General features: G+C 69.2%; 20 protein-coding genes and 2 pseudogenes. 16 read left to right on the top strand and 6 right to left on the bottom strand.

The window, feature by feature from the left end:
* The first annotated feature begins 6 nt into the window (after nucleotides 1-6).
* Genes ACFXAM_RS03635 through ACFXAM_RS03620 form a run of 4 tightly spaced genes read left to right on the top strand, consistent with a single transcriptional unit; the run spans nucleotide 7 to nucleotide 4,436 of the window.
* Entirely contained in the window at nucleotides 7-1,005 is a 999-nt protein-coding gene (locus tag ACFXAM_RS03635) for an aspartyl/asparaginyl beta-hydroxylase domain-containing protein (RefSeq protein WP_380287353.1), read from the top strand.
* Nucleotides 1,002-2,147 carry a glycine amidinotransferase gene (locus ACFXAM_RS03630; RefSeq protein WP_380287352.1) on the top strand — a complete coding sequence of 382 codons (1,146 nt, stop codon included), beginning with the start codon at nucleotides 1,002-1,004 and terminating at the stop codon, nucleotides 2,145-2,147. The genes ACFXAM_RS03635 and ACFXAM_RS03630 overlap by 4 nt, the downstream gene beginning before the upstream one ends.
* Nucleotides 2,144-3,421 carry an ATP-grasp domain-containing protein gene (locus ACFXAM_RS03625; protein ID WP_380287351.1) on the top strand — a complete coding sequence of 426 codons (1,278 nt, stop codon included), beginning with the start codon at nucleotides 2,144-2,146 and terminating at the stop codon, nucleotides 3,419-3,421. The genes ACFXAM_RS03630 and ACFXAM_RS03625 overlap by 4 nt, the downstream gene beginning before the upstream one ends.
* Nucleotide 3,422: 1 nt before the next feature.
* Nucleotides 3,423-4,436, top strand: a complete 1,014-nt coding sequence (locus tag ACFXAM_RS03620) for a hypothetical protein (protein ID WP_380287350.1) — start codon at nucleotides 3,423-3,425, stop codon at nucleotides 4,434-4,436.
* On the opposite strand, the gene ACFXAM_RS03615 is transcribed toward ACFXAM_RS03620, so the two are convergent.
* Nucleotides 4,427-5,410 carry a phosphotransferase family protein gene (locus ACFXAM_RS03615; RefSeq protein ID WP_380287349.1) on the bottom strand — a complete coding sequence of 328 codons (984 nt, stop codon included), beginning with the start codon at nucleotides 5,408-5,410 and terminating at the stop codon, nucleotides 4,427-4,429. The genes ACFXAM_RS03620 and ACFXAM_RS03615 overlap by 10 nt on opposite strands.
* 357 nt (nucleotides 5,411-5,767) lie before the next feature.
* Between ACFXAM_RS03615 and ACFXAM_RS03610 the strand changes: the two genes are divergently transcribed.
* Both ACFXAM_RS03610 and ACFXAM_RS03605 read left to right on the top strand, forming a co-directional pair.
* Nucleotides 5,768-6,616: a hypothetical protein gene (locus ACFXAM_RS03610; RefSeq protein WP_380287348.1), complete on the top strand. Its 849-nt coding sequence runs from the start codon at nucleotides 5,768-5,770 to the stop codon at nucleotides 6,614-6,616.
* Nucleotides 6,617-6,619: 3 nt separating this feature from the next.
* Nucleotides 6,620-7,441 (top strand): annotated as a pseudogene (locus ACFXAM_RS03605) (hypothetical protein); the annotation flags it as partial.
* Between the two features lie 882 nt (nucleotides 7,442-8,323).
* On the opposite strand, the gene ACFXAM_RS03600 reads toward ACFXAM_RS03605, so the two are convergent.
* Both ACFXAM_RS03600 and ACFXAM_RS03595 read right to left on the bottom strand, forming a co-directional pair.
* Nucleotides 8,324-8,623, bottom strand: coding sequence for a DUF397 domain-containing protein (locus ACFXAM_RS03600; RefSeq protein WP_380287347.1), 300 nt, complete (start codon nucleotides 8,621-8,623; stop codon nucleotides 8,324-8,326).
* The gene (locus ACFXAM_RS03595; RefSeq protein WP_380287346.1) at nucleotides 8,620-9,477 is read right to left on the bottom strand and encodes a Scr1 family TA system antitoxin-like transcriptional regulator; all 858 of its coding nucleotides are present in this window, start codon (nucleotides 9,475-9,477) and stop codon (nucleotides 8,620-8,622) included. Before ACFXAM_RS03595 ends, ACFXAM_RS03600 begins: the two co-directional genes overlap by 4 nt.
* A gap of 317 nt (nucleotides 9,478-9,794) precedes the next feature.
* Here ACFXAM_RS03595 and ACFXAM_RS03590 point away from each other — a divergent pair, with 317 nt between their 5' ends.
* From ACFXAM_RS03590 to ACFXAM_RS03560, 7 genes are read left to right on the top strand one after another with little or no spacing between them, the layout of a single operon-like run.
* Nucleotides 9,795-11,009: a cytochrome P450 gene (locus tag ACFXAM_RS03590; RefSeq protein ID WP_380287345.1), complete on the top strand. Its 1,215-nt coding sequence runs from the start codon at nucleotides 9,795-9,797 to the stop codon at nucleotides 11,007-11,009.
* Nucleotides 11,006-11,509, top strand: a complete 504-nt coding sequence (locus tag ACFXAM_RS03585) for a deoxycytidine deaminase (protein WP_380287344.1) — start codon at nucleotides 11,006-11,008, stop codon at nucleotides 11,507-11,509. The genes ACFXAM_RS03590 and ACFXAM_RS03585 overlap by 4 nt, the downstream gene beginning before the upstream one ends.
* Complete coding sequence (locus tag ACFXAM_RS03580) at nucleotides 11,506-12,045, top strand: dCTP deaminase (protein WP_380287343.1); 540 nt, start codon at nucleotides 11,506-11,508, stop codon at nucleotides 12,043-12,045. The genes ACFXAM_RS03585 and ACFXAM_RS03580 overlap by 4 nt, the downstream gene beginning before the upstream one ends.
* Complete coding sequence (locus tag ACFXAM_RS03575) at nucleotides 12,038-12,691, top strand: hypothetical protein (protein ID WP_380287342.1); 654 nt, start codon at nucleotides 12,038-12,040, stop codon at nucleotides 12,689-12,691. Before ACFXAM_RS03580 ends, ACFXAM_RS03575 begins: the two co-directional genes overlap by 8 nt.
* Nucleotides 12,688-14,454, top strand: a complete 1,767-nt coding sequence (locus ACFXAM_RS03570) for an amino acid--tRNA ligase-related protein (protein WP_380287341.1) — start codon at nucleotides 12,688-12,690, stop codon at nucleotides 14,452-14,454. The genes ACFXAM_RS03575 and ACFXAM_RS03570 overlap by 4 nt, the downstream gene beginning before the upstream one ends.
* Entirely contained in the window at nucleotides 14,451-15,296 is an 846-nt protein-coding gene (locus ACFXAM_RS03565) for a class I SAM-dependent methyltransferase (RefSeq protein WP_380287340.1), read from the top strand. The genes ACFXAM_RS03570 and ACFXAM_RS03565 overlap by 4 nt, the downstream gene beginning before the upstream one ends.
* A gap of 26 nt (nucleotides 15,297-15,322) precedes the next feature.
* The gene (locus ACFXAM_RS03560; protein ID WP_380287339.1) at nucleotides 15,323-15,862 is read left to right on the top strand and encodes an AAA family ATPase; all 540 of its coding nucleotides are present in this window, start codon (nucleotides 15,323-15,325) and stop codon (nucleotides 15,860-15,862) included.
* A gap of 95 nt (nucleotides 15,863-15,957) precedes the next feature.
* Here ACFXAM_RS03560 and lysS read toward each other — a convergent pair whose 3' ends face one another.
* Both lysS and ACFXAM_RS03550 read right to left on the bottom strand, forming a co-directional pair.
* A complete protein-coding gene (lysS, locus tag ACFXAM_RS03555) occupies nucleotides 15,958-17,727 on the bottom strand; it encodes a lysine--tRNA ligase (RefSeq protein ID WP_380287338.1) in 1,770 nt (589 codons plus the stop codon).
* A gap of 261 nt (nucleotides 17,728-17,988) precedes the next feature.
* Nucleotides 17,989-18,087 (bottom strand): annotated as a pseudogene (locus ACFXAM_RS03550) (hypothetical protein); the annotation flags it as partial.
* A 506-nt stretch (nucleotides 18,088-18,593) separates the two neighbouring features.
* Here ACFXAM_RS03550 and serS point away from each other — a divergent pair.
* From serS to ACFXAM_RS03535, 3 genes are all read left to right on the top strand, one after another.
* Entirely contained in the window at nucleotides 18,594-19,892 is a 1,299-nt protein-coding gene (gene serS, locus ACFXAM_RS03545) for a serine--tRNA ligase (protein ID WP_380287337.1), read from the top strand.
* 360 nt (nucleotides 19,893-20,252) lie between these two features.
* Complete coding sequence (locus ACFXAM_RS03540; RefSeq protein WP_380287336.1) at nucleotides 20,253-20,771, top strand: GNAT family N-acetyltransferase; 519 nt, start codon at nucleotides 20,253-20,255, stop codon at nucleotides 20,769-20,771.
* A 655-nt stretch (nucleotides 20,772-21,426) separates the two neighbouring features.
* Complete coding sequence (locus ACFXAM_RS03535) at nucleotides 21,427-22,284, top strand: hypothetical protein (protein WP_380287335.1); 858 nt, start codon at nucleotides 21,427-21,429, stop codon at nucleotides 22,282-22,284.
* 205 nt (nucleotides 22,285-22,489) lie between these two features.
* On the opposite strand, the gene ACFXAM_RS03530 is transcribed toward ACFXAM_RS03535, so the two are convergent.
* On the bottom strand, nucleotides 22,490-23,677 hold the full coding sequence (locus ACFXAM_RS03530; RefSeq protein ID WP_380287334.1) for a cytochrome P450: 1,188 nt from the start codon (nucleotides 23,675-23,677) through the stop codon (nucleotides 22,490-22,492).
* Nucleotides 23,678-23,680: the final 3 nt, after the last annotated feature.

Below are 23,680 nucleotides of genomic sequence, written 5' to 3'. Positions count from 1 at the left end.
TCCATCATGAACGCGCCTGCCCGCCCCGGACCCGTCCGGCTCGCTGAAGCCGCTCGACTCGCCCCCGCGTTCGACGCCGACAGGCTCTCCCGGGAGCTCGCTGCTGTCACCGGCCACCGCTGGCAGCCCCAGCGCATCCACGCCCCTGGAGGCCGCATCGGCCAGGCGACCGCGATCGACTGGCGGGTCCTGCCGCTTCGCAGCCCCGGCGGCGACGGGGAGCGCACCGACCCCGGCGGGCCCGGCCCGGTCGACTTCGCGCCCACCCCATGGCTCGACCGCCTGCCCTACCTGCGCGAGATCCTCGCCGGCATCCCGGCTCCGCTGAATGCGGTGCGGCTGATGGCGCTTGGCCCCGGAGCTGCCTCTCAGCCCCACTGCGACCCCAAGTACCGCCTCGATCGCGGGTTCGTGCGCCTGCACATCCCGATCGTCACCCACCCCGAGGCTGTTCTCGTCCTGGACGGAGCCGAGCACTGCTGGCAGCCCGGCGAGTTCTGGTACGGCGACTTCTCCCGCGAACACCTGGTGCGCAACACCGGCGACCGGGTGCGGGTCCACACCGTCATCGACGCCCTCCTCACCGAGGAACTCGTCGATCTGTTCCCCACCGCCTGGCAGGCCGCGCTGGCCGAAGCCGACGTCCTGTTCAACGGGTCCAACCCGCAGGCCGCTGCCTTTCCCATCCCGCTCCCGTACTCGGTGCTGCTGCCCAGCGGCTTCACCGACTTCGACCACGCCGACCCGCTGGAGGGCCAACTCCAGCCTGCCCAGATCACCCAGCAGCCTGACAGCCTGCTGACGCTGACCACCGCCGGACGCATCCTCGCCCTCGCTCCGACCGGAGCCGGCGAGTACCGCTTCGCCGGCTGGAGCGAGCAGCGCACCCTCACCCCCACTGCCGACGGCGTCCTGCTGCACGTGCGCCGTGGCCGCACCACCGTCCACCGCCATCTGCCGGCCGCGACCACCGCCACTGACCAGCCCGGAGGGCACCAGCCATGAAGCTCCACAGTCACGACGACTTCACCCCGCTGCGCGAGATCATCGTCGGCTCCGCCGCCAACTACCTCTCCCACGAGCGCGACGTCACCTTCGAACTGTTCCACCACGAGAACCTGGCGGGCTTCCGCTCCGACTGGGCCTACCCCCGCCTGGCCACCACCCGCGACGCCGCGCCGCAGAGCTGGCACATCAAGCGCAACTACACCGAGGAACTCCACGAGGACGTCGAAAACCTCGCCGCCACCCTCGCCGAGCTCGGCGTCATCGTCCACCGGCCCCTGCCGCTACCGCCGAACGCCGCCCCCATCGCCGGCCTCGGCTGGCAGGCCGCCCCCACCCCGGCACTGAACATCCGCGACAACACGCTCATCCTCGGCGAGGAGATCATCGAGACGCCGCCCGCGATCCGCTCCCGCTACCTGGAGACCCGCCTGCTCGCCCCCGTCTTCCGCGCCTACTACGCGGCTGGCGCCCGCTGGACGACGATGCCTCGGCCCCTGCTCACCGACAACTCCTTCGACCTCTCCTACGCGCGCGATGCCACCACCACCCTCGGCGGCCCCACCGAACCGATCGCTGCCTCCCAGCCGTCCCCGTACGACGTCGGCTTCGAGATGATGCTCGACGGCGCCCAGGTCCTGCGCCTGGGCCGCGACCTGGTGGTCAACATCGCCCACGAAAACCACGCGATGGCGGTCGAGTGGCTGGAACGGCACCTGGACGGCCGCTACCGCGTCCACCGTGTCCACCGGATGGCCGACAACCACATCGACAGCATGCTCCTGGCGCTCAAGCCCGGGGTGTTCCTCGCTCGCCACGACGGCATCCGCGACCTGCTGCCCGAACCGCTGCAACACTGGCAGTTCATCGTCCCGCCGCAGCCCGACCCCGGCGCGTTCCCCGCCTACGACGACGCTGACCTGGTCCTGACCAGCCCCTACATCGACCTCAACGTGCTCTCGATCGACGAGAACACGGTGCTGGTCAACGAGGACTGCACGGGCCTGATCAAGACACTCGACGCAGCTGGCTTCACGACCGTGCCGGTCCGCCACCGGCACCGGCGACTGTTCGGCGGCGGATTCCACTGCTTCACCCTCGACACCCACCGCTCCGGCGGATGCGAGGACTACCTGTCGTGACGACGCCCCGCATCCTGCTCCTGGAGGCGGCGGGCCCCGAGTCCGGTGCCCTCGCCGTGACTGCGGTCGCAGCCGGCTACCAGGTCCACGCCGCCACCGATCCCGAGACACATGCCACCTATGCCACCGACCTCCAAGCGCTGTTGTCCGGATGCTTGTTGACAGACTTCTCACGCACGGAGCAGGCACTGCGGGATGTCATCGACTACGCCCACCACCACGGCGTCGGCGCGGTACTCACCACCAATGAGTACCTCACCGAGCTGCTCGCGCACGTGTGCGCGGCCCTCGGCCTGCCCGGCAACGATCCGGCCCGGGCCGCTGCGGCACGGAGCAAGGCCGCCATGAGCGAGGCGTTCGCCCGCCACGGCGTCACCGCGCCCCGCAGCCGGGCTGTCGGCACCGAGGACGAGCTGCTCGCCCTGTGCTCAGCGCGACAGGTCACCTTCCCGTGTGTCATGAAACCCGCAGGAGCGGCAAGCTCCGCCGGCGTCACCGTGGTGACCAGTCCGGGCGAGGCAGCCGAAGCTTTCCAAGCCGCAAAGGTGCCGCGCGGGATGTACGGGATGGATCTCGATCCGCGGGTCCTCGTCCAGGAATTCATCGAGGGCACCGAGTACAGCGTCGAATCCATCACTCAGAACGGGATGAGCACACACCTGTGCGTGACCCGTAAGACGGTCACCGGCGGTGCCCATCGGGTTGAGCTCGGCCATGCCCTCCCCGCTGTTCTCTCTCCGGAGGCCGAGCAGACCGTAATCAAGGAGGTAGACCTGGCCATCGCCGCGGTCGGAATACGCAACGGGGCGTCACACACGGAGGTGATGCTGGCGTCGGACGGTCGGTGCACCGTGATCGAGATCGGAGCCCGTGTCGGCGCCGGGCAGATCGGCTTCCTCATCCAGCACGCGCTCGGTATCGATCCGTGGGCGGCCTGTCTCGAAACGGCCTTGGGTCGCCCGGCCAACCTAGCCCCGACCCGCAGCGGTTACGCCACCGTGCGCTTCTTGACCAGCCCGCACCCTGGACGCCTGGCGACCGTGACCGGACTACCCGACCCCAGCCCCCGAGTTCCGATCGTCCGCGTACGCAAGGCCGTCGGGCAGACCGTCAACGGAGCCACGGACAACACCGCCCGCCTCGGAAGCTTCGTCGTGGTCGGCCCCAACCAGCAGTCTGTCGACCTATATGCAGAGCAGCTGTTTGACCAGATCCGCATTGACGTCGAGCCCGGCGACTGGCCGGGCAGCCACTCCACGACCACGGAGACCTAGGATGTCCCGTCCAGCTCCCACGCTGATCACAGCTGAGTGCTTCCCGACACCGGACGTGGTTCTGCGTAGCAACGAGCCGACCGCCCAGCGGATCGTGCGCGAGTTCGCTGACCGTCAGGCTGAGGCAGCACTCTCACTCCACCGGATGTTGACCGAAGTTCTGCCTACGGCCCGCGACATTAGCGCGCGGGCCACGGCATTTAGCACGGCGTTCGAAGCAGCGGAGGACTGGCGGTACCGGACCGCGGTGGCGAACCCGCACCCGTCTGGCCGTTACGACGCAGCTTCGGCGGAGCAGTTCCGCACACCGATCACCGACGACAACCCGAACCTCTTTCGGATCGGGGAGCACGAGCGGTTCCGGGACGGTGCCACATGGGATCCGGCCACGCGGACCTACCTCGGCGGCGCCGAGACTCCCGCCAGCCGGACCATGCGACGGATCGCCGCGCTGATCACCGAAAGGTTCACCCAATGGCCCGGCGTGGACGTCGTGTGCAACCGCGTCACGCTGCCCGACGGTCACGGTCAGGCAGCACACGGGATGCGACTACTGCGAGGCAGTGCCGCCCACAATGCTGCGGCCGTGATGGTCGCCCGTGTCGCCGCAAGGGGCGGGGATACCTCCCGGATTGTCACCGACGGTCAGCTGGTCTACAGCGCCAGCTCTCCGGAAACGGACCGAAGGGCAATATTTCGCAGCGCCATGACTCTGCTCGCCCAGGACCACCGCACCCCGGCCGCCGCGCTGACTGCTTGGCTGCAGGCGGCGTACCTGCTCTATCAGGCGCCACGCACGAAGCGAGGCAGCGACGCCGCGACCCGCACCTTCCTCATCGCCGCCGGCACGCATCTGCTGAGCCGGCCACCTGTACTGCTGCACGACGTCGACCTGCGCGCCTACGTCCAGCCACAGGACCACTTCATGACCGAGCTGCGAGCGGCGCAGACCGGCGTCCAACGCATGCCGAGCCGCGAGACCTCCCGGCAGCGCGACACTGCGACTCACGCCTGAAGCTGGTCGAGTACGTCCCGCATCAGCTCGTACGTCTGCGGCACCGTGTCAACATTTCCCAGCCGATGCCGCTCCAGGCGGATGGCACCGATGTGGCGGGCCTCGTAGATTCGCGAGCGCAGCACCGCGGCAGGGGAACGGTCCTGGGGGCCGTAGCCTTCCCAGAACGCCTCCCGCTCGTCTGCCTTCGCCATCGCCATGCGGATCGTCCAGTCCGCAGCAGGATCACCCCACCAGGTGCGGTCCAGGTCGAGGACTCCGGAGATCACTGGTTCGGGTGCGCTCTCGGCGAGCATCACATTGACGGTCCACAGGTCACCCGAGAGAAATCGTGGCTCGGTGATCTCGTCGAGAACTGCACGGTGCTGGCTCGCTACTTCGGCTACCTTACGCAGATCAGCGGAGTCCAAGCCGACCGCGTCGAGATCGGCAGCGATGTCCTCCAAAGAGGCCGCCACGGCCGTGCTCCACGCGGAGTATGCCGGGCCGGCGACGGGGCCGAAGTGCGGACCGCGCACCTCGTGGATCTTCCGCGCGATCGAGCCCATCTGCCGGAAGAAGCTCGGCCAGCTCGTGCGGGAGTACCTACCGAGACCTTCGGGGGCGGGTACGCCGTCAAGATGGGTCTGGACCATGTAGTCCCGGCCGATCACCTCGTGCGACCAATCCGCGGCAATGACACGCGGCATGAGAGGCGCAATTGCCGTCAACCATGGCACGCTGGCGTACTCGTTGCGCATCAACTGCAGCTCGGAGCGGAACTGCCGACCCGGCTCCGGAGCGATCCGGAGGATCACGGGACGTTCGTGTCCGGTTACGGCCACGCGGTAGGTGTTGTTGTACATGCCCGAGCCCAACTCTCTGGCGGACAGTACGTCGGCGTCGAAGACCCGCTGGCAGACCGCCTGGATCTCGCCGGCGGTCACCGGCTGCTGGAACGCCTCAGCAGCGCGCTCGATCGGTAGAAATTCCATGCGGTTCCCTTGAACTTCTGACAGGCGCAGTGAAGCGCAGGAGGGAATATGATCGACGGCCAACTACGTTACCTGTACGCCGAGTCAACGATACCGGTGCTCGCGACGAATGCTCGCGGTTCTCCACAGTTATCCCGCGTCGAGCCGGAGCGAGCCTGTAGGGCGTGGGGCTGCCCGGCCTGATGACACCCGAACTGGTGAACCTAGTCCAGCCGGACGACCCTGCACGCCGCAGGTCATTGGAGCATGGTGGGCGCTGGACGTCGGCCTCAACGTGACCAGCACCCGTCGGCACTGGGACGATGCCAGGGTGGCCCTCGCCGAACCGATTCCCGACAAGCGACTCAGGAGTGCTTGATGCCCTTTCGGCCGGATGACGACACCCGGCACAGCCTGATGGCAGCACACCAGAAGGCCGCAGCGTTCCTCGGCCTCGTGTGCACCGAACCGCCGGTCTTTGGTACCTCCGGAACCACCGTCGGTCGCCGGGCCGAGAACACCTGGCTCCGCGTCTCCAGAAGCAACTGCGACCGGGCGCCCCGGCCGACCGGCCAGGGGGCCCTCGGCGCGGAGCAGCGCGTCCACGCGTCCGTCCCGCGACCCCGGCTCCACGGCACCGTGGACTGGACGGTGTCCGGCTGGTTTTACCAGGCCGACGTCTTCGACCTGGTAGGACCCGCGGTCTCCTCGACCCCGGATCTTCGCGACGACCCGGGCCTGGACGACAGCTGGTGGACCGGGCTGCGGAGCGCGGTGGCCGGCATCGCGGAAGCGCCGAGCACGAAGATTACTCTGCGTCAGACATGGGTTGAAGAGGTCTTCCCGAAGTACCTCGGCATCCCGGCCCCGGCCGAAATCGAGCGGATCACCGGGCACGGTGATCTCCAGTGGGCCAACCTGACCGCCGCGCCGCTCAAGATCCTCGACTGGGAACGCTGGGGCCTGGTGCCGGTCGGCTACGACCCTGCGGTCCTGTGGGTCAGTAGCCTCCTCGTGCCCGCGGTCGCGGACCGCATCCGCACGGAGTTCGCCGACATCCTCGACACTCCGGCTGGACGCGTGGGTCAGCTCATCGCTCTCGCGGAGATGCTCCAGGCTGTCGATCGGGGGTACTACCCAGAACTCGCCCCGCTCCTCGCCGAGCGGGCGCGTGAGCTGACTGGTGTCACCCCGCCGCAGGGCACCGACGCCGGCCTCGTCCGGTAGACCATGGACCTCCGGCAGGAGCCCGTCGGTCACGTCCTGGACCAGGCTGAGCAGCGCCTCGGCACGAGGCTGGACCGGCGCAGTGTGGTGCGCAAGCGCCGGACGGTCGGAACCGGCACCGACCGCGACACCTGGACCCGGGTCGAACGCCGCCCCTGGGCGCGGGCGCGGGAGCAGGGCTGGGGCGGATTCGAAGCCGCAGCGGCGTTGCCCGGCGTGGCGATGCCACGCTGGTACAGGTCGGCGACATGGCAGGACCCGGACGACCATGCGATCTGGCACGCGGACGAGATCTCGCTGCTGCCCGAACTCCCGGTCGGACCCGCGGTGGTGACCGTCGACCCGGAGCTGCCGGACGATTGGTGGCGCTCGCTGAACGCCTCGCTGGCAGAGCTGGCCCGTCAACGAACGGCCCGGGTTGCGGCCCCGGACACCGAACGGATCACGAAGCAGCTGGTCGACGACACAATCAAGGCCGCATTTCCAGGAGCGCACGACACCCGGGTGGACCAGTGGTGTCCTGCTCACGCCGACCTGAACTGGGCGAACGTCACCGGCCCTGGCGAGTTCTGCATGTTCGACTGGGAGGACTGGGGAATGGCGCCACGCGGCCTCGACTCGGCATCGCTGTTCGCCGCCTCGCTCGCCGTACCGGCGCTCGCGGATCGGGTGCGGAGGGAGCGCCGGGCAGACCTTGAGAGCCGCGACGGGATGGTGATGCAGCTGTTCGTGCTGGCGAAGATCGTTGGACCACACGCCGGTTCGAACGACCCGCGAATGGGGCCGGCGCACCGGGAGGCCGCGCGGCTGATCCACGCTCTTCAAGGGTACTGGACGTCACCCTGCCTGCAAGGCGCCAACGTTAGGGATAAGGAAGGAGTACGCATGGACCCCGACACGCGCCGTCCGGTCGGCCACGACGCTGAGGACATCGCGAGCGCGAAGGAGCGAGGCTGGCGCGATCTGGCACCCATCGACGACGCGTACCAGGCGGGCGAGATCACGGCCACCGAGTGGCACACCGCCGTCCTGGGGGTCATCGAACCGGCCTACCTCAACGGCGACAACCCGCGGGCCCAGTCCGGCCACAGCGGCGACGAGACCCGCTGGCGAGAAGCCCGCAGCCTGCTCGTCGACCTGCTCCCGCCCCACGGCGGGACGTTCCTGGACATCGGATGCGCCAACGGCCACCTGATGGAGAGCCTGACCGCCTGGGCGGCCGAAGCCGGGATCACCATCGAGCCCTACGGGGTCGAGATCTCCACCGCCCTCGCCGACCTCGCCCGAACCCGCTGCCCGCAGTGGGCGTGTCGAATCTGGACCGCCAACGCGATGGGCTGGAAGCCTCCACGCCGCTTCGACGCCGTCCGCACCGGCGTGGACTACGTGCCGGCGGACCTGCGTGGAGCGTACGTGGCCCATCTGCTGGACCATGTCGTCGCCCCTGGCGGGCGGCTGATCATCGGCGTCTACAACGAGGAACGAGACCGGACCACGACGCAGGACTTGGTGCGATCCTGGGGCTACGTCCCGGCCGGCATTACCAGAGCAGACCACCGACACCCCCTGATCCAATACAAAGGGCTGTGGCTGGCCAACACCCGAAGCTCCCAGGTGGGCGATACGGACGGCCCTGGAAGCTTCGGCACGCGGTGAGTCGTCAGTGGCTTGCCTGGGGGGAGCAGGCAGTGACAGTCCGGCTCGGTATCAGGCGTCGGCAGGACCGGGGCGATCGAACCGGCCGGCCTTCGCGCCAGCGAGGAAGTCCGCCCATTCGCCCCACGAGAGGAGGAGCGGGTCCTTGGTCTGGTTCAGGGAGTCACGGAATCCGACCATGCCGCGGTCCAGGAAGGCGACTTCGAGGCAGTTACTTCCGCCGGTGCTGGCCGTCAGCCATTCCGCCTGCTCCAGCTGCTTGTTGACCCATGATGGATCGAGGTGGTTCTTCTCGTCGGCAGTGACGACGCTGTTGGAGTCAGCAGAAAAGAGGCGGGGGTCGTGAGTCACGAGAGATCCTTGGCGATTTGAGCGAGAAGTTCGAGCGATTCCTTCGGCGGCAGGGCATCTGTCTTCAGGTGATCGCTGGTGGTGCGGTAGTCCGCCACCGTCGCGGGGTCGTTGAGGTGGAGTGCGGTCTTCATGCCCTCGATGGTGACCGAGTCGTGGCCGGTCGGGAACGTCCAGGCCATGAACGGACCGTCGCAGCCGGCGTGTGCGCCATGTGACAGGGGGATGACCTGAATGACGATGTTCCGGTGGGTACTGGCGAGTTCGATCAGGTGGAGCACCTGAGCGCGGGCCGTCGTCCGGCCTCCGACCTCCTGGCGTAGTTGGGCCTCGGTGAGCACTGCCCAGATCCGGAGTGGAGTCTTGCGGGAGAGGGCCGCTCGGCGGCTGTTCCGCCGCACGGTGATGAAACGCTGGATGTCTGCGTCGCTCTTCCAAGCGCGGCCGGCGATGATCACGGCCAACTCGTATTCGTCGGCCTGGAGAAGTCCGTGGACAGCGACCGGGGACCAGATGAACAAGCTATCGGCGATCTCCAAGTTCACCAGGTAGTCGCCGAGGGGATCGTCCGCGACGCCTGGGTACTGCTGCTGCCAGTTGCGGTCGCGCGCGTTTCGGACCATCTCGCGCCATGCTGCTTGGACGACAAGATCGCCGATCTCCAAGACGGCGAAGTAGTGCGGCAGCTGTTGAAGCTTGATGCCCTGCGTGCCGTTCTCGATCTTCGAGATGGTTGAGGCAGAGCTGTACCCGAGCTTCTCGGCGGCCTCCTCGAGACTCCAGCCGAGGCGCTGACGGGCGTGCCGGACTTCCCTGCCGAGTCGGCGTCGTCGCGGGGTCGGCTCGACGGCCACCTTCCACCTCCTGTTCCTGCGTTGAGGAAAGGCTAGTGCTTGGGCAGTAGCTCGCAAATGCCCGTTCACCGAAAGGGACAGGGTTTCCTTTTCGACCCTCTTGCCGTTTGCCTGACGTAGCGTCATCATCGGTTGACGGTCGGGATCGGGACCGCGCGCCAGCTGCGACCGGCAGGCGCCTCCCGTCGCCCCTCGAACTTTGTTACGCCACGGCCTGATTGCCGCCTGTGAGCCTCCCCGCCTGGTGCTACGTCCGTCCGGTTTCGCGACGGTCCGGGCTGGCTCCTCGCGACACCGGGCGGATGGGAGGCAGGAACATGGACCAGGCCACTGTCTTAAGGGCCCTCTCCTCGGGGGATGGGCGTGAAGCTGCGCTCACCGCTCTGGGTGGAGGGCCTCGGGCCATCGACTGCCCGGACCTGGGCAGCGGACGGCTCGTCTTCACGCGGCACCAGGAAGTGCGCCACCTGCTCCGGCACCCGGGCTTCGTGTGCGCGCCGACCGCCGTCGGCATGTTGGATGAGATCCGCCCGGTGCTCCGCCCGGTGCTCGAACCGGTCGCATCCTGGGTGCTCTATGCGGACCCGCCGCAACACCCGCGGCTGCGGGGCCTTCTGGCTAAGGCGTTCGCGCCTCGCCGGATCGCCGCCCTGGAGCCCCAGATAGCGGTGGCGGCCGACGCGCTCGTGTCCCGGTTCGTGGCCTCCGGCGGCGGTGACGGAGTGGGCAGTATCGCGGAGCCCCTGCCGGTCCACACGATCTGCGCACTGCTGGGCATCCCGGACAGCGACCGGAACCTCGTCAAGAGTTGGTCCGACGACGTCATCCTGCTCACCGAGCCCGCGCTCACCGACGACCAGGAGAAGCGGCTCGCTGGAGCCTGGGCCGGCCTGTGGGACTACTTCACCGGCCTCATCGAGCACCGCCGCACCCGGGCGGCCGGAGACATCGTCTCGGACCTGATCGAGGTGGAGGAGCACGGGGAGCGCCTCACCCTGGAGGAGGCGGTGGCCAATCTGATCGCATTGCTGATCGGCGGCCATGAGACGACCACCGGGCTGATCGGCGCGCTGCTCGCTGCGATGGCGGATCACCCGGAACTGGCGGAGGCAGCGGTCGGCTCGGATCAGTCCGTAGCCGGGTTCGTCGAGGAGGTCCTGCGCCTGGACGGCCCGGCGTTGATCACCGCCCGGACGGCGACCGCGGACTGCGAGGTCTTCGGTGTCCCGGTGCCGGCGGGCCGACGGTTGGTGCTACTGCAGGCGTCTGCGAACCGCGACCCGGAGGTGTTCGAGCAGCCGCAGGAGTTCCGACCCGGACGGCGGCCGAACCCGCACGTCGGCTTCGGTCACGGCCCGCACGCCTGCTTCGGTGCCGCGCTGGCCCGTATGGAGGCCGCCGCCGTGATGCGCTCCGTTCTGCGGCGGGGCAGCCGGCTTCACATGGAGGACGGAGCGACCTGGAAGCCCTCGCAGGTGATCCGCTCCGCGACCTTCCTGCCGGTGCGCGTCGAACGGGAGGTGAAACGGTGATCCTCACTGGCGAGGCCATCCGGCGGTTCATCGCGCAGGGCCACATCGTCTTCTCCCCCTACGACCCGGCTGGCGTCAACCCCAACTCCATCAACTACCACCTGGGCCGGGGGCTGAAGGTCTTCGACGACCCCACCGGCACGTGGCTGGAGATGGAGCTGCCGGACGAGGGCTTCGTGCTGGAGCCGCACCGGATGTACCTCGGACACACCGCGGAGACGATCGGCAGCGCCCTGTTCGCGATGCGGCTGATCGGGTGCAGCAGCAACGGCCGCCGCGGGCTGTTCCTCCAGCTGTCGGCAGACCTCGGCCACACCACCTCCTGCCACCGCTGGACGCTGGAGATCGTCGCTGCCCTGCCGATCCGGATATACCCCGGCATGGTCGCAGGCCAGGTCAGCTTCTGGCACAACACCGGGCTCATCCAACCCAGCTCGGCGACCTACGCCCGCTTCAATCACCCCTGCGAGTCCCAGATGTTGATCGGAGCACCGTCGTGATCCTTACCGGCCCCCAGATCGCCCGGGAAGTTGAGCAGGGCCGCATCAAGATCGACCCGTTCGACCTGCGCCGCTGCACGACCAACAGCTACGACCTGACCCTGGGAAACCGCGTGGGCGTCTACCTGGACGAGGTCCTCGACCCGACGCGCGAGCCCGAGGTTGAGTACCGCGAGATCCCGTCGACCGGCTACCGGCTCGAACGCGGTGACTTCGCCCTGGGCCACACCGTCGAACGCTTCGGTAGCGACACGCTCGTTCCCATCGTGCACGCCACATCCGGGTTCGCCCGCCGCGGCACGTTCGCCCACTGCACCGCCGACCTCATCGATCTCGGCTTCTACGGCTGCTCCACGCTGCAGCTGTACGCCACCCTCCCCACGGTCCTGTACCCCGGTATGCCGGTGGCGCAGGTCAGCTGGTGGGAAACCTACGGCGAGATCGACCAGCTCTACAACGGCAAGTACCAGGGCGCGGACGGACCACTGGCCTCGCGCAGCCACCTCGACCCCTGGGCGGTGGCCACCCGTGACTGAAGACGGCTTCGCCCCCATCCAACGCGGCTCCGCCTGCCTGTTCGCCGCCAGGGCCCGCATCGAGACCGTCCCCGCCTACCCCGGGCCCGACCCGCACCAGGCTGGCCGAACAGCCTGGCCCGCCCTCGCAGATTTCGCGCGCCGCATCGAGCACGAGGAACTCGACGGCCTGGTCCTCCAACTCACCAACCCCCGCCTCGGCGCCACCCTCGAGGCCCTCACCACCACCGTCCGCGCGACCGTCACCAGCTTGCTGGCCCAGTCCGGAGCCGACCCAACCGCCGAACTCGCGCACGCGGGCGCCGACGGCTGGTGGCTGAGCCTCGCCGGCATCCGCTGGTTCTTGGTCGTCTTCGCGCCCTGCTACCCCGATACCTCCCCGCGCTCCACCCGCGGATCGACCTCCACCTTCCTCCTTCTCCAACCCGTCCACTCCTTCGACCGGCACGCCACCCCCAAGGGCACCGCCATCGCGCCCGCCATCCGGCAGCGCATCCGCGAGGCCCACCGCACAGCAGGCACCCCCTACGACGCCGACCTCGCCCAACAAACCTGCGAGGCCGCCAAGTTCGTCGCCGCAATCAAACCCGGCGACCCGCCCGTCACCTGGTGGAGCCCCAGCCCGACCAACCCGGAGACGACATGACCCCCACCAGCCTCACCACCCTGACCAACGCCATCACCGCCACCCACGCCTCCACCTCGCCCACAACCTGGGACGCGCCCGCCGACCTGCTCAGCGCCGCCGCCGTGCTGTTCACCACCCACCCCGCCGACGGCACCGACGAACTCCTGGCCGGCATCGCCCGCCTCCTCGGCCACGGCCCCCACCCCGCCGTCACCCTCCACACCGACCCGGCCACCCGCGGCCCACGCGAACTCGACATCCTCCACCACGCCCTCGCCGTAGCCGCCGAACCCGGCCGGCCGCCCTGGCCCCACGGCACCGCCGACCCCACCCGGCTGGCCGCCGCCACCCGCATGCTCACCGCCGTCATCCCCTGCCGCCTCACCACCCTGCGCGCCGCCGCCGTCCTCCACCTCCTGCGCCTGCTGCCCGACACCGACAACCGTCTCCACCGCGACCTGCTCCGCCGAACCGCCTGGCTCCTCGACCCCCGCACCGACGACCCGGTCACCCTCCTGCTGACCCTCACCGCCCCCAACGACCCGCTCGCCCCTGTTCCACGAAGCCGCGCCCGGACCGGCGACCGCGGCCCCGACCCGCTGCCGACCGCTGACTGGGACGCCTGGCCGGCCTCCGAACAAGTCCTCACCCTGTCCGGCCGCATCACCGCAGTCCGCACCCACAGCCACGTCGCCTTCGCCGGCCTCGCCTGGGACCGCCACACCGCCCAGCTCGCCTTCGACCCCGCCACCGCCGCCGGCCTGCACACCGGAGACCTCATCGTCGTCCGAGGTACCTGCTCCACCAGCCGCACCGGCCGTCCCACCCTCTTCGTCCGACACCTGGAACGCCACGAGCCAGGAGCACCACCGCCGTTACCGCCTGCCGCCCACCTCACCCCGGTCCTCGGCCCGCTGCGTGCTCACCTTGCCGCCGGAGGATTCCGCGAGACCATCAGCCCCGTCCTCACCGACGGCTACTTCGGAGGATCGGCACGGCCGTTCACCACCTGGGCACACGCCGCCGAACGCCGCCAGTACCTGCGCGTCACAAGCGAACTCGACCTCCTCGCCGTCATCGCGTCCGGCACCACCCGCTGCTACGAGATCGGCCCCTCCTTCCGCAACGAGGGCCAACGAGCGCGGCCCGCCGTCGAGTTCGTGATGCTGGAGGCGTACGCCGCCGACCTCACCCTCGATCAGGCCACCGTCTACCTCGCCGACCTCGTCACGGCCACCACCGGCATCGCGGCCCCGCTGACCCACCGGACCTTCGACGACGCCTTCCGCGAGATCACCGGAATCGACCCCGCCGACACCACCGCTGTCCAGTCCCTCGCCGTCGAACGCACCCCCTACACCGCCGAGCGAACCGACGACCCCGACCGCCTGGCCCGACGGCTGTGGCGCCACAGCGTCCGACAGCAGCTGCGCGGCCTGACGGCGATCACCGACATCCCCGGCCCCGCCTCGCCCCTGATTGCCGGCACCGGCCGCCAGGCCCAGCGCATCTGGCTGTACTCCGACGGCCTCGAACTGGCAGAGATCGCCGCCAACGAACGGGACCCCCACCGGCTGGCCGACGCCTTCGCCGCCCAGTTCACGGCCGATCGTCACCTGGTCCACCGCACGTACCAGAAGGTCATCGACCTGTACGACAGCGGACTGCCCCCATGCACCGGCTTTGGCATGAGCGTCACCCGCCTGGCCGCCCTCCACCCCCGCCGCGTACCAACCCAACGCCGCATCCCGACGCTGCCCACCACAGAGAGGACTCCATGACCACCACGCTCACCTGGCCCCTGCCCACGGTGCCCAGGTCCTCCGCCGAAGTCTGGGCCGCCAGCTACCCCGACTTCGTCGCCATGATCAACCAGACCAACGTGATGCCCGGTGCCCACTCCACGCTCAACACCTGGGCCCTGCACTCGCGCCTCGGCCCCCAGCACCACCTGCTCGACGTTGCCTGCACGACCGGATTCACCTCGCGTGAACTCGCCCGCCTCACCGGCTGTACCGCCACCGGCTTCGACCTCAGCGCCGACTCGGTCGCCCTCGCCCGCTACAACCACGGCCTCCTCGACCCCGCCCTGCGCCTCACCTACCACCAGGCAGACGGCACCACCTACCAGCCCGAGCACACCTTCAGCCACATCGCCATCGGCGCCGCGCTCGGCTTCTTCCCCGACCCGCCCGCGATGGCGACGCGGCTACTCGGCTTCCTCGACGATGGCGGATACGTTCTCGCCGCTCCATTCTGGGCCCCCGAACCCCTGCCCGAGCACGCCGCCGCCGTCCGCCGCGAGGTTTTCGGCATCACCAGCCCCATGGAGACCCGCGACCAGGCCCTCACCCTCTTCACCGGCCTCGACGTCCTCCACCGGACCGACCACGCCCTCACCCCCGAGCCCGACGACGCCATCGACCACTACTGTCGCTCCACCGTCGACCGCGCCGTCGCCCAGAGCGGCAACACCGACCCCGCCGTCCGCACCGCCATGACCGACCGCTTGCGCGAGATCAAGCACGCCACCAACACCCTGCGCGCACACCAGCGGTACACCGTGCTCGTCCTGCGGTACGACGCCCACGCCTACCCGAACCGCTACGTCGAGCTTTTCTGACCATCCAGCAGAAAGGCCCCGCTTCCGTGATCATCTTCGTCAACGGCCCGTTCGGCGTAGGCAAGAGCACTACCACAGCCCTTCTCGCCGAACGCTTGCCCCAGGCCCTGGTCATCAACCCCGAGGACCTCGGGCACATGCTCTGGGCCCAGCTCCCCGCGCCCCTGCGTACCGAAGAGTTCGAGCTGGAGCCCCTCTGGCCGCCGCTCACCCACTGCATGATCGACCGGGCCGCCCGCACCTACGACCGCCCGATTATCGTCCCCATGACCATCGCCCGCCACGCCGTCTTCGACCAGATCGTCCAACCACTGCGCGACGCCGGCCATGACGTCCGGCACTTCACCCTGCTGGCCCCGGCCGCTGCCATCCGCAACCGTCTGCGAGAGCGCGGCGAACGCCCCGACAAGTGGGGACCGCTCAGCTGGGAGGGCAATCAGGTCGAACGCTGCCTCGAAGCCCTGAGCCAGCCGGCCTTCGCCGACCACATCGACACCGAACACCGCCCGGCCACCGAGATCGCCGACGAGATCCTCACCCGCACCAGGCGCCAACCGGCAGCCTGACCAACACCGAGGGCCGGGCCGAAGCATCACGCTCCGACCCGGCCCTCGGGGGTGATCAGCGAGGAGGCCCGCGATCAGCCTCCGCAGCCTCCCGTCTACGCCACGGTCAGCAGCGACCGAATCCGGTCCGCACCGAGCGCCAGCAGCAAGGTGGGAAGCCGAGGACCGGTGTCCCGACCAACCAGCAGCTCGTACAGCAGCACGAACAGCTCCCGCTGCGCGGCCTTCAGCTCCGGCGACGCCGGAGCATCCAACGGCAGTCCCGCCTGGATCTTCGGCACCCCGTAAACCAGCGACGTCAGCCCGTCGAGCGACCAGTGCTCGTCCAAGCCATCCAGAAGCAGCTTCAGCGCCTCCCGCTGCGCAGGGGCCAGCTGTTCCAGCCGGGCCCGGTCGGGCTCAGCGCGAACCTGCGTGCGGTCCTCGGCCGGGACGTAGGTGGTCACCCACGTCTGCGCGCGGTCCAACCGGGGCTGGGACTCCGCCAAACTGGCGAGCGGTTCCTCAACAGTGAAGTCCCGGAGGATGCGCAGCGTCTGCTCCGGGTCGCCAGCCGCCACGTCCGCCACCGACGCCAGCGTGCGGAACGGCAGAGGCCGGGGCGTGGACGGCAGTGGTCCGGCCGCCGGACCGACCGAACGGGCCCGTACCGCGACATCAAGGTCCGTCGCCGTCCCCGCAGCCACCTTGCGCTCGAGCGCGTCCCACTCGTCGTAGAGCCGCAGGATCTCCTGGTCCAGCGCGATCTGGAACGACTGGCGCGGTTGGCGGCGGTTGTAGAGCCACCGCAGCACGGCAGGCTCCAAGACCTCCAAGATGTCGATCGGGGTGGGGACACCACCCTTCGACGAAGACATCTTCGCCATACCGCTGATCCCCACGAAGCTGTACCCGAGATACGACGGAGGGAGCCCATCGAAGACCTCGCGCACCAGCTGCGATCCAACGGTGAACGACGAGCCCGGTGAGGAGTGGTCCACGCCGCCCGCCTCGAAGGTCACGCCCTCGAAGGCCCAGCGCATCGGCCAGTCCACCTTCCAGACCAGCTTCCCGCCGTCCGTCTCGGAGAGCGCAAAGTCACCTGAATGACCGCACTCGCACCGGTACCGCATCTGCGTGCTGGCGTCGTCGAAGCTGGTGACCGCGGTGGAGTCCCGCCCGCAGACCTCGCAGTACGGCCGATATGGGTAGTAGCCTCCCGCGCTGGCGGCGGCCAGGTCCTCCTCGTCCTGCTCCACCTCCACCTCGGCCTTCTTCGTTCGGTACCGGCCGAGGACACCGTCGATCTGCTGCCGGTGACGCATCGCGTGCACGATCTGCTCACGGTAGGCCCCCGACGTATACATCTGCGTCTGGCTGATCTCGTCAACCTCAACACCCAGTTGGGCCAAGGCCGAACGAAGCGGCGCCTTGAAGTGCTCCGCCCAGTTCTCGTGTTCACCGCAGGGATCGGGCACCGCGGTCAGCGGTCGGCCGATGTGCTCGGAGAAGCTCGCCGGGACGCCGGCTGGCACCTTCCGGAGCCGGTCGTAGTCGTCCCAGGACAGTAGGTGCCGGCACTCCAGACCTCGGCGGCGAATCTCGTCCGCGACGAAGTGCGGCACCATAATCTCGCGCAGGTTCCCAAGATGGATCGGGCCGGACGGGCTGACCCCGGATGCGCACACCAGCGGAGCCCCGCCACGGCGTTTTCCCTCGGCGATCACCTGGTCCGCAGCTGCGGCCACCCAATCGCTCTGCTTCAGGCCCACGTCAAGATCCTCCAGCTGATGGTTCTTCAGGTGTATATAGGGTAGAGGCGGTTGAACCTGGTTGAGACCGCGCCGCGACAGGTAGTGAAAGCCTCGGGCATGCATCGGCTGCATGCGACAGCAGGGGGGCGAGTTCGCGCAACACCTCGACCAGCAGCCGCGCGCGCTGGGAGGATGCCGCAACAGCGCTCGGCCGCTCGATTCCAGAAGAACGACTCAAGGTGCTCAATGTCATCTCGACCGGATGACGAAACCCGACGCCGCTTGGAGGGCGCACGCCAAGGCCGCTGGCTTCCTTGGCCTCGTCTGTTCCGGGTCGTCCGCGTCGATCTGCGCTGAGCAGCCGGAAGGCGCACAGTGTCGTCCCCCCGGGCATCACGCCAACTCGGCCAGAGCCTTGTCCAGGCGTGCCAGGGTCCGCTCGCGGCCGAGCACCTCCAGCGACTCGAACAGTGGCAGCCCCACCGTCCGACCGGCCGGCCAGGCCGAACGCCCTGCCGAACGTCACGGACGGAGTGCGCGGGCTGATCGCGCGGCTAAGCGCCGCTGACCAGCTTCGGCGGCCGGCCCTCACGAGAACCGGGTGGCAAGGAGGCTGCTGAGCTGGCAAGAGAGGGATCCGCGCCCATCACCGCGACGTGGCTCAGGGTGATCGGTCGGATCTGGACTGCGATTCTGCGTTGCTCCCGGCGCCCCGGGCGCCCTATCCTCTGGGCAACGCGCTGACGGAGACAAGTAGCCGCAGGGCACGCGAGCCGAGAGAGCTGCCGGCAGCTGGGAAGGCAGTCTCGCGTCCTGGGGTGAATCCCCTCCCGAGTGCGGGGAGGAACGGCCTATTTGCGGTCCAATGCCCCGCCGGTTCGCTTCCGTTATCGAGCTGTCGAGGCCGTCATCTCCGGGTGACGGCGAAGGCGTGGTGGCACCGCGAGTTCCCTTCTCGCCCACGCCCCCAAGGGATCACGTCGCACTCCGACTGATCGATGGGACCCGAAATGCTGGACATCACCGTGATCCGCGAGCACCCCCAGCGCGTCGAGCGCGCGCTGGCGAAGCGAGCCGTTCACATCGACCTCAACGCCTTCCTCGCCCTGGACGAGAACTACAGGAACGGCACGACCGAGGTCGAGACGCTACGCGCCGAACGCAAGCAGATCTCCCGCGAGATCGCGCGGCTCGACCCGGCGGACCCGGCCGCCGTCGCCAAGCGCACCGAGGCAACCGAACTCGGTACCCGCCTTGCCGTGCTCGAAGAGCAGCTCACAGCCCTGGCCGGCGAGCGCCAGGCATTCCTCGACCAACTGCCCAACCTGCCCGACGAGGACGTGCCGACCGGCGGCAAGGAACAGAACCAGGTCGTCCGCGAGCACGGCACCCGTCCGGACTTCGACTTCGAGCCGCACAACCACGTCGATCTGGCCCGCCGACTCGGACTGATCGACTACGAGCGCGGAGCCAAGCTCGCCGGCACCGGCAACTGGGTCTACCGTGGCAACGGCGCCCTCCTCGAATGGGCGCTGCTCAACTTCTTCATCGAGACCCACGTTCAGGACGGCTACGAGCTGATCCTGCCACCCCACCTGCTGACCTATCAGGCTGGCTACACCGCAGGCCAGTTCCCCAAATTCGCCGACGACGTCTTCGCCCTCGAACAGGGTCCGGCCGGGCCGCAGCGGTTCCTGCTGCCGACATCGGAGACCGCCCTGGTCAACCTCCACCGCGACGAGGTCCTGACGGAGGACGAACTTCCGCGCAAGTACGTCGCGTACTCGCCCTGCTATCGGCGCGAGGCCGGCAGCTACCGCGCCGCCGACCGTGGAACCCTTCGCGGCCACCAGTTCAACAAGGTCGAGATGTTCCAGTTCGCACACCCCGACGCCTCCGACACCGCCCACGAGGAACTCCTGACCAAGGCGGCCAACCTGGTCGAGGCACTCGGCCTGCACTACCGAATCACCCGGCTGGCCGCAGAGGACACCAGCGCCTCGATGGCCAAGACCTTCGACGTCGAGGTCTGGCTGCCCAGCATCAACGGCTACGTCGAGGTGAGCTCGGTATCCAACGCCCGGGAATACCAAGCCCGGCGCGGCAACATTCGCTACCGCCCCGCAACGGGAAAGCCCGGCTACGTGCACACCCTCAACGGCTCCGGGCTGGCCACCAGCCGCCTGGTGCCGGCCCTGCTGGAACAGCACCAACAGGCGGACGGCACTGTCGCGGTGCCGCCGGTGCTGCAGCGCTGGCTCGGCTGCAAGTTCTTGACCCTGGCAGAACCCAGGTAGTCGTACCGCCGGTAGGCCCGGAACAGCGCATCCGGGCCTACCGGCGCAGGAGAGGCCACTGCCCAGGCGGCGACCCGGGCAGTGGCCTCTTGCAGCAACGAACGGACCAGGCACCAGGCGGGGAGGCCGACAGCGTGATGGAGACCTTGCCCCAGTGAGCATGGCGGATCGCCGAGCAGGAGCTGGCCGACGCCCTGTCGAGACGGGGTCGCACTCCCATGGGGTGGCGCACCGGGCTGAGCAACTGGCCACGTTACCAGGCGGGATGATGGCCTGCTGGTCGCCGTCGCGGTGCTCCACGATGTCGGCTACGCTCCCCGCCTCGCCGAGGGGCGGGGCCCAGACCGGAAGGACTTCAACATGCTGATCCGAGAAGCGGTCGCCGACGACGGTCCAGCGCTGGCCCGAGTGCACCTTGACGCTTGGCTTGTCGGGTACGCCGCACTCATGCCGCAGGGCCTGCTCGACGCGACGACGCTGGAGCGTCGCACGGCAACGTGGCAACTGACCTTGAGTAGGGACCGCGACCCGAGAGAGAAGATCTTGGTTGCTGAGGTGAGCGGAACGCCACTGGGCTTCGCGCACGTCGGTCCTGGCCGCGACGCGGACGCGGACGGCGCGGGAGAGCTCTGGGCGCTGAACGTGGCACCGCAACAATGGGGGAACGGCCTGGCATCCAATCTCGTCCGAGCAGCTCACGATGTCCTGCACCGCGACGGGTTCGACAAGGCGACTCTGTGGGTGCTCACCGGCAATGCCCGCGCGCGCAGGCTCTATGAACGGCACGGCTGGTGTACCGAGGGCGTCGCCCGCGAAGAAACCATCAGGGGCTTCACCATTCCCGAGCTGCGGTACACAGTCGACCTACGTTCCAGGTGAGATGTTGCATCGCGGTAGTGGACGCCGAGCGCCGCCGGAATCGGGGTACTCGTAGCACCTGGCCGATGCCGGCAGCGAGGCGCCCGCAGAGCTCACCCTCTCGGAATCTTCCGATTGTCGTGACATTTGGCCGAGATGAATGTAAGTCAGGTCGCGCGGCACGCTGGGCCCGCTCAACGGGGCGGGCACCGGGGCCGTTCGGGTTCAGCGTCCGGCGGCGGCGTCGAGCACCACGTCGACCAGGTGCTGGGCCGCGTCCGGACGGCCGTGCTCGCGGGAGCGGGCGAACGCCACCGCCTTCCTGCTGCGGCGACTCGACAGGGCCAGAAAGTCAGGGAGGACTGCCTGACGGCGCCCAGGCCACCTGCTATGCGGTTCGCTGCTGCACCAGTTCCGGAGGACGGCGAACAACTCACAGGCCGTAGCCGTCCACGCGTCAATCGCCGGCGCCCGATCGGCGTGCGGGTTCGGTCGGGGTGTGATCAAGGTCGCTCGGTGTCGGCTTCACTTGTGGCGGGTTCGTGGCTATGGTCCGTCGTCCCCCAGTTGGGACTGGCCCGGCTGAGGAGCGAGGAGGCCCTTCCTGATCATCCACCGCAGCCCGCACCCGTCGAACTTCCTGATCGTCCCGAACGAGTTGGCGCAGAACCGCGCGATGACCTACACCGCCCGGGGGTTGCTGGTGGACCTCCTGTCCCGCCCGGCCGACTGGCGTGAGACCTGTCGGCAGATGGCCGACTCGAGCCCCCAGGGCCGCAAGGCGCTGGCGGCGGCGCTGGACGAGCTGCGGGCATGGGGGTACTACCGCGTGGACGTGGTCCAACTTCCGAACGGGAGAATCCGATCGGAGGCGCACATCTACGACCGGCCGCAGTCGGGAGGGCTGCCGGGTGCCACTGCACCGGACTCCGGTGAGTCGGACACCGCTGAACGTGGCGTCCTTCCAAAGGACCTGGTCGAAGTACCTACCCTCCCCGCCGGAACGGTAGAGCCGGCCATCGAGGACAGCCCGGCGGAGGCCGAGGGAGGGCGGGAGGTAACCGCTCCCGCTCCCCGACCCGCCGAGCCTGCCGGACAGGCGGACGAGGCGACTCGCGCCGCGATGAACGTGCTGTTGCGCGCGGTCAGACCGGAACGACGGCTGCCGCTCGGCGCAGCGGAGGCGGCGGCGCTGGCGCCGATGGTGCGGGAGTGGATGGCGCGGGGCGGTTCGGAGGAGCAGCTGCGGGAGGCGCTGCTGGCCGGGCTGCCGGAGGTGGTCTACTCCCCAGCCGGGGTGCTGCGCTCACGCCTCGCCCGGAAGATGCCTGCCGAGCGCCCCGCGGCGACGGCGACGAGACGGCGGGTTGCGGAGTGCGAGGAGTGCCGTGATCCGCTGCCGAAGCCGGGGTTGTGTCCGGCGTGTGCCGGGGCTGGTCGCCTGACCGTCCCGGACGACGCCCGGGGACGGGTGACGGCCAGGGGCATGGCCAAGGTCCGGGCAGCGCTGGCCGGGAAGACCGACACGGCGTAGGACCCCCGCTGTCGGGAGGGGTGGAGGGTCCAGCAATCCCGTGCGGCCTGCTCAGGTGTCCGGCCCGTCGTGGCGCCTTGTGGGGCGCGCACGGCGGAGCGGGTGCGCGGCAGCGCATGCCCGATCGACAAGGTTCCTGCTGAGGGAGGCAGTTGGGTCCAGCGGTGCGGGGACCGGAGGTATCCGCGTCCCCGCACCCGTACGCCTACAGCTGCACCGGCAGAGCCTCAAGGCCGCGAACCAGCCGGGACCGGCGCCAGACGAGCTGGTCGGCCGGGACCGCCAGCTTCAGGTCCGGGAAGCGCTCCAGGAGGACATCGAGCACGATCTCGATCTCGGCGATGGCCAGCGGGGCACCGAGGCAGCGGTGAATCCCGTGGCCAAAGGCGAGATGGGCGGCGGCGTCCGCACGGCCGAGGTCGAGCCGATCAGGGTCGGGGAACCGCAAGGGGTCGCGGTTGGCCGCACCCGGGCACACAAAGACCGGGCTGCCGGCGGGCACTTGGGTGCCGCCGAGGTCCACCTCCTCAGGTGCCCACCGCCACGTGGCGATGCTGACCGGGGAGTCGTAGCGGAGCAGTTCGTCGACTGCGCCGCGGATGCAATGCGGGCTGGTACGCAAGTGCTCGAGCTCGGCGGGGTGCTGGAGCAGCGCAAGCACGGCGTTGCCGATCGCCGCGGTCGTGGTCTCGTGGCCGGCGACCAGCAGCAGCACGGAGAGGGAGAGCAGCTCTTCCTCGCTGAGCCGGTCGGCATCTTCGTCGTGAACCGCGCTGAGATCGGCGAGCAGTGAGTGGTCGGGATGCGCGCGCTTGGTGGCGATCAGCTCCGCCATGAAGCCGGCCAGGGTGTGGGAGGCCGCGTCGATCCGCTGGTGGTCGCCGGTGGCGAACAGGTCGGTCGACCAGGTGCGGATCAAGGTCCGGTCGATTGGGGGGACGCCCAGGAGCTGGCAGATGACGGTGACCGGCAGGGGGCCGGCCAGCTCCTCGACCAAGTCGACCTCGCTGCCGGGCTGCCACATCCCGACGAGCTGCTCAGCGAGGGAACGGATGTAGGGGCGCAGACCGTCGACCCGGGCGGCGGTGAACGCCTTGTTCACCAGCCGCCGGAGCCGGGTGTGCGCCGGCGGGTCGGTGTGCAGCATGGTGTGGGCGACCGCAGGGTGGAGTGAACGGCCGGATGGGCGGTCGGCGAAGTAGGCCCCGGTGTCCTTTGAGAGGGCGGCGCTGAATGCCTGGCGCGCCTGCTCGTAGCCGGTCACGGCAACCGCCGTCGCGCCGCCTTCGCCCATGGGGACCTGGAGAACGGGGGACCGACCGCGCAGTGCTGCGTAGATCGGGTAGCGGTCCCGGTAGAACTCCGGGTCCGCAAAGGGGGATGCGGAGGCCATGAT

The sequence above is a fragment of the Kitasatospora sp. NPDC059462 genome (assembly GCF_042749955.1).
Classification (GTDB): domain Bacteria; phylum Actinomycetota; class Actinomycetes; order Streptomycetales; family Streptomycetaceae; genus Kitasatospora.
Note: the sequence above shows the minus strand (reverse complement) of the source record. Positions and strands in the feature narration are given on the sequence as shown.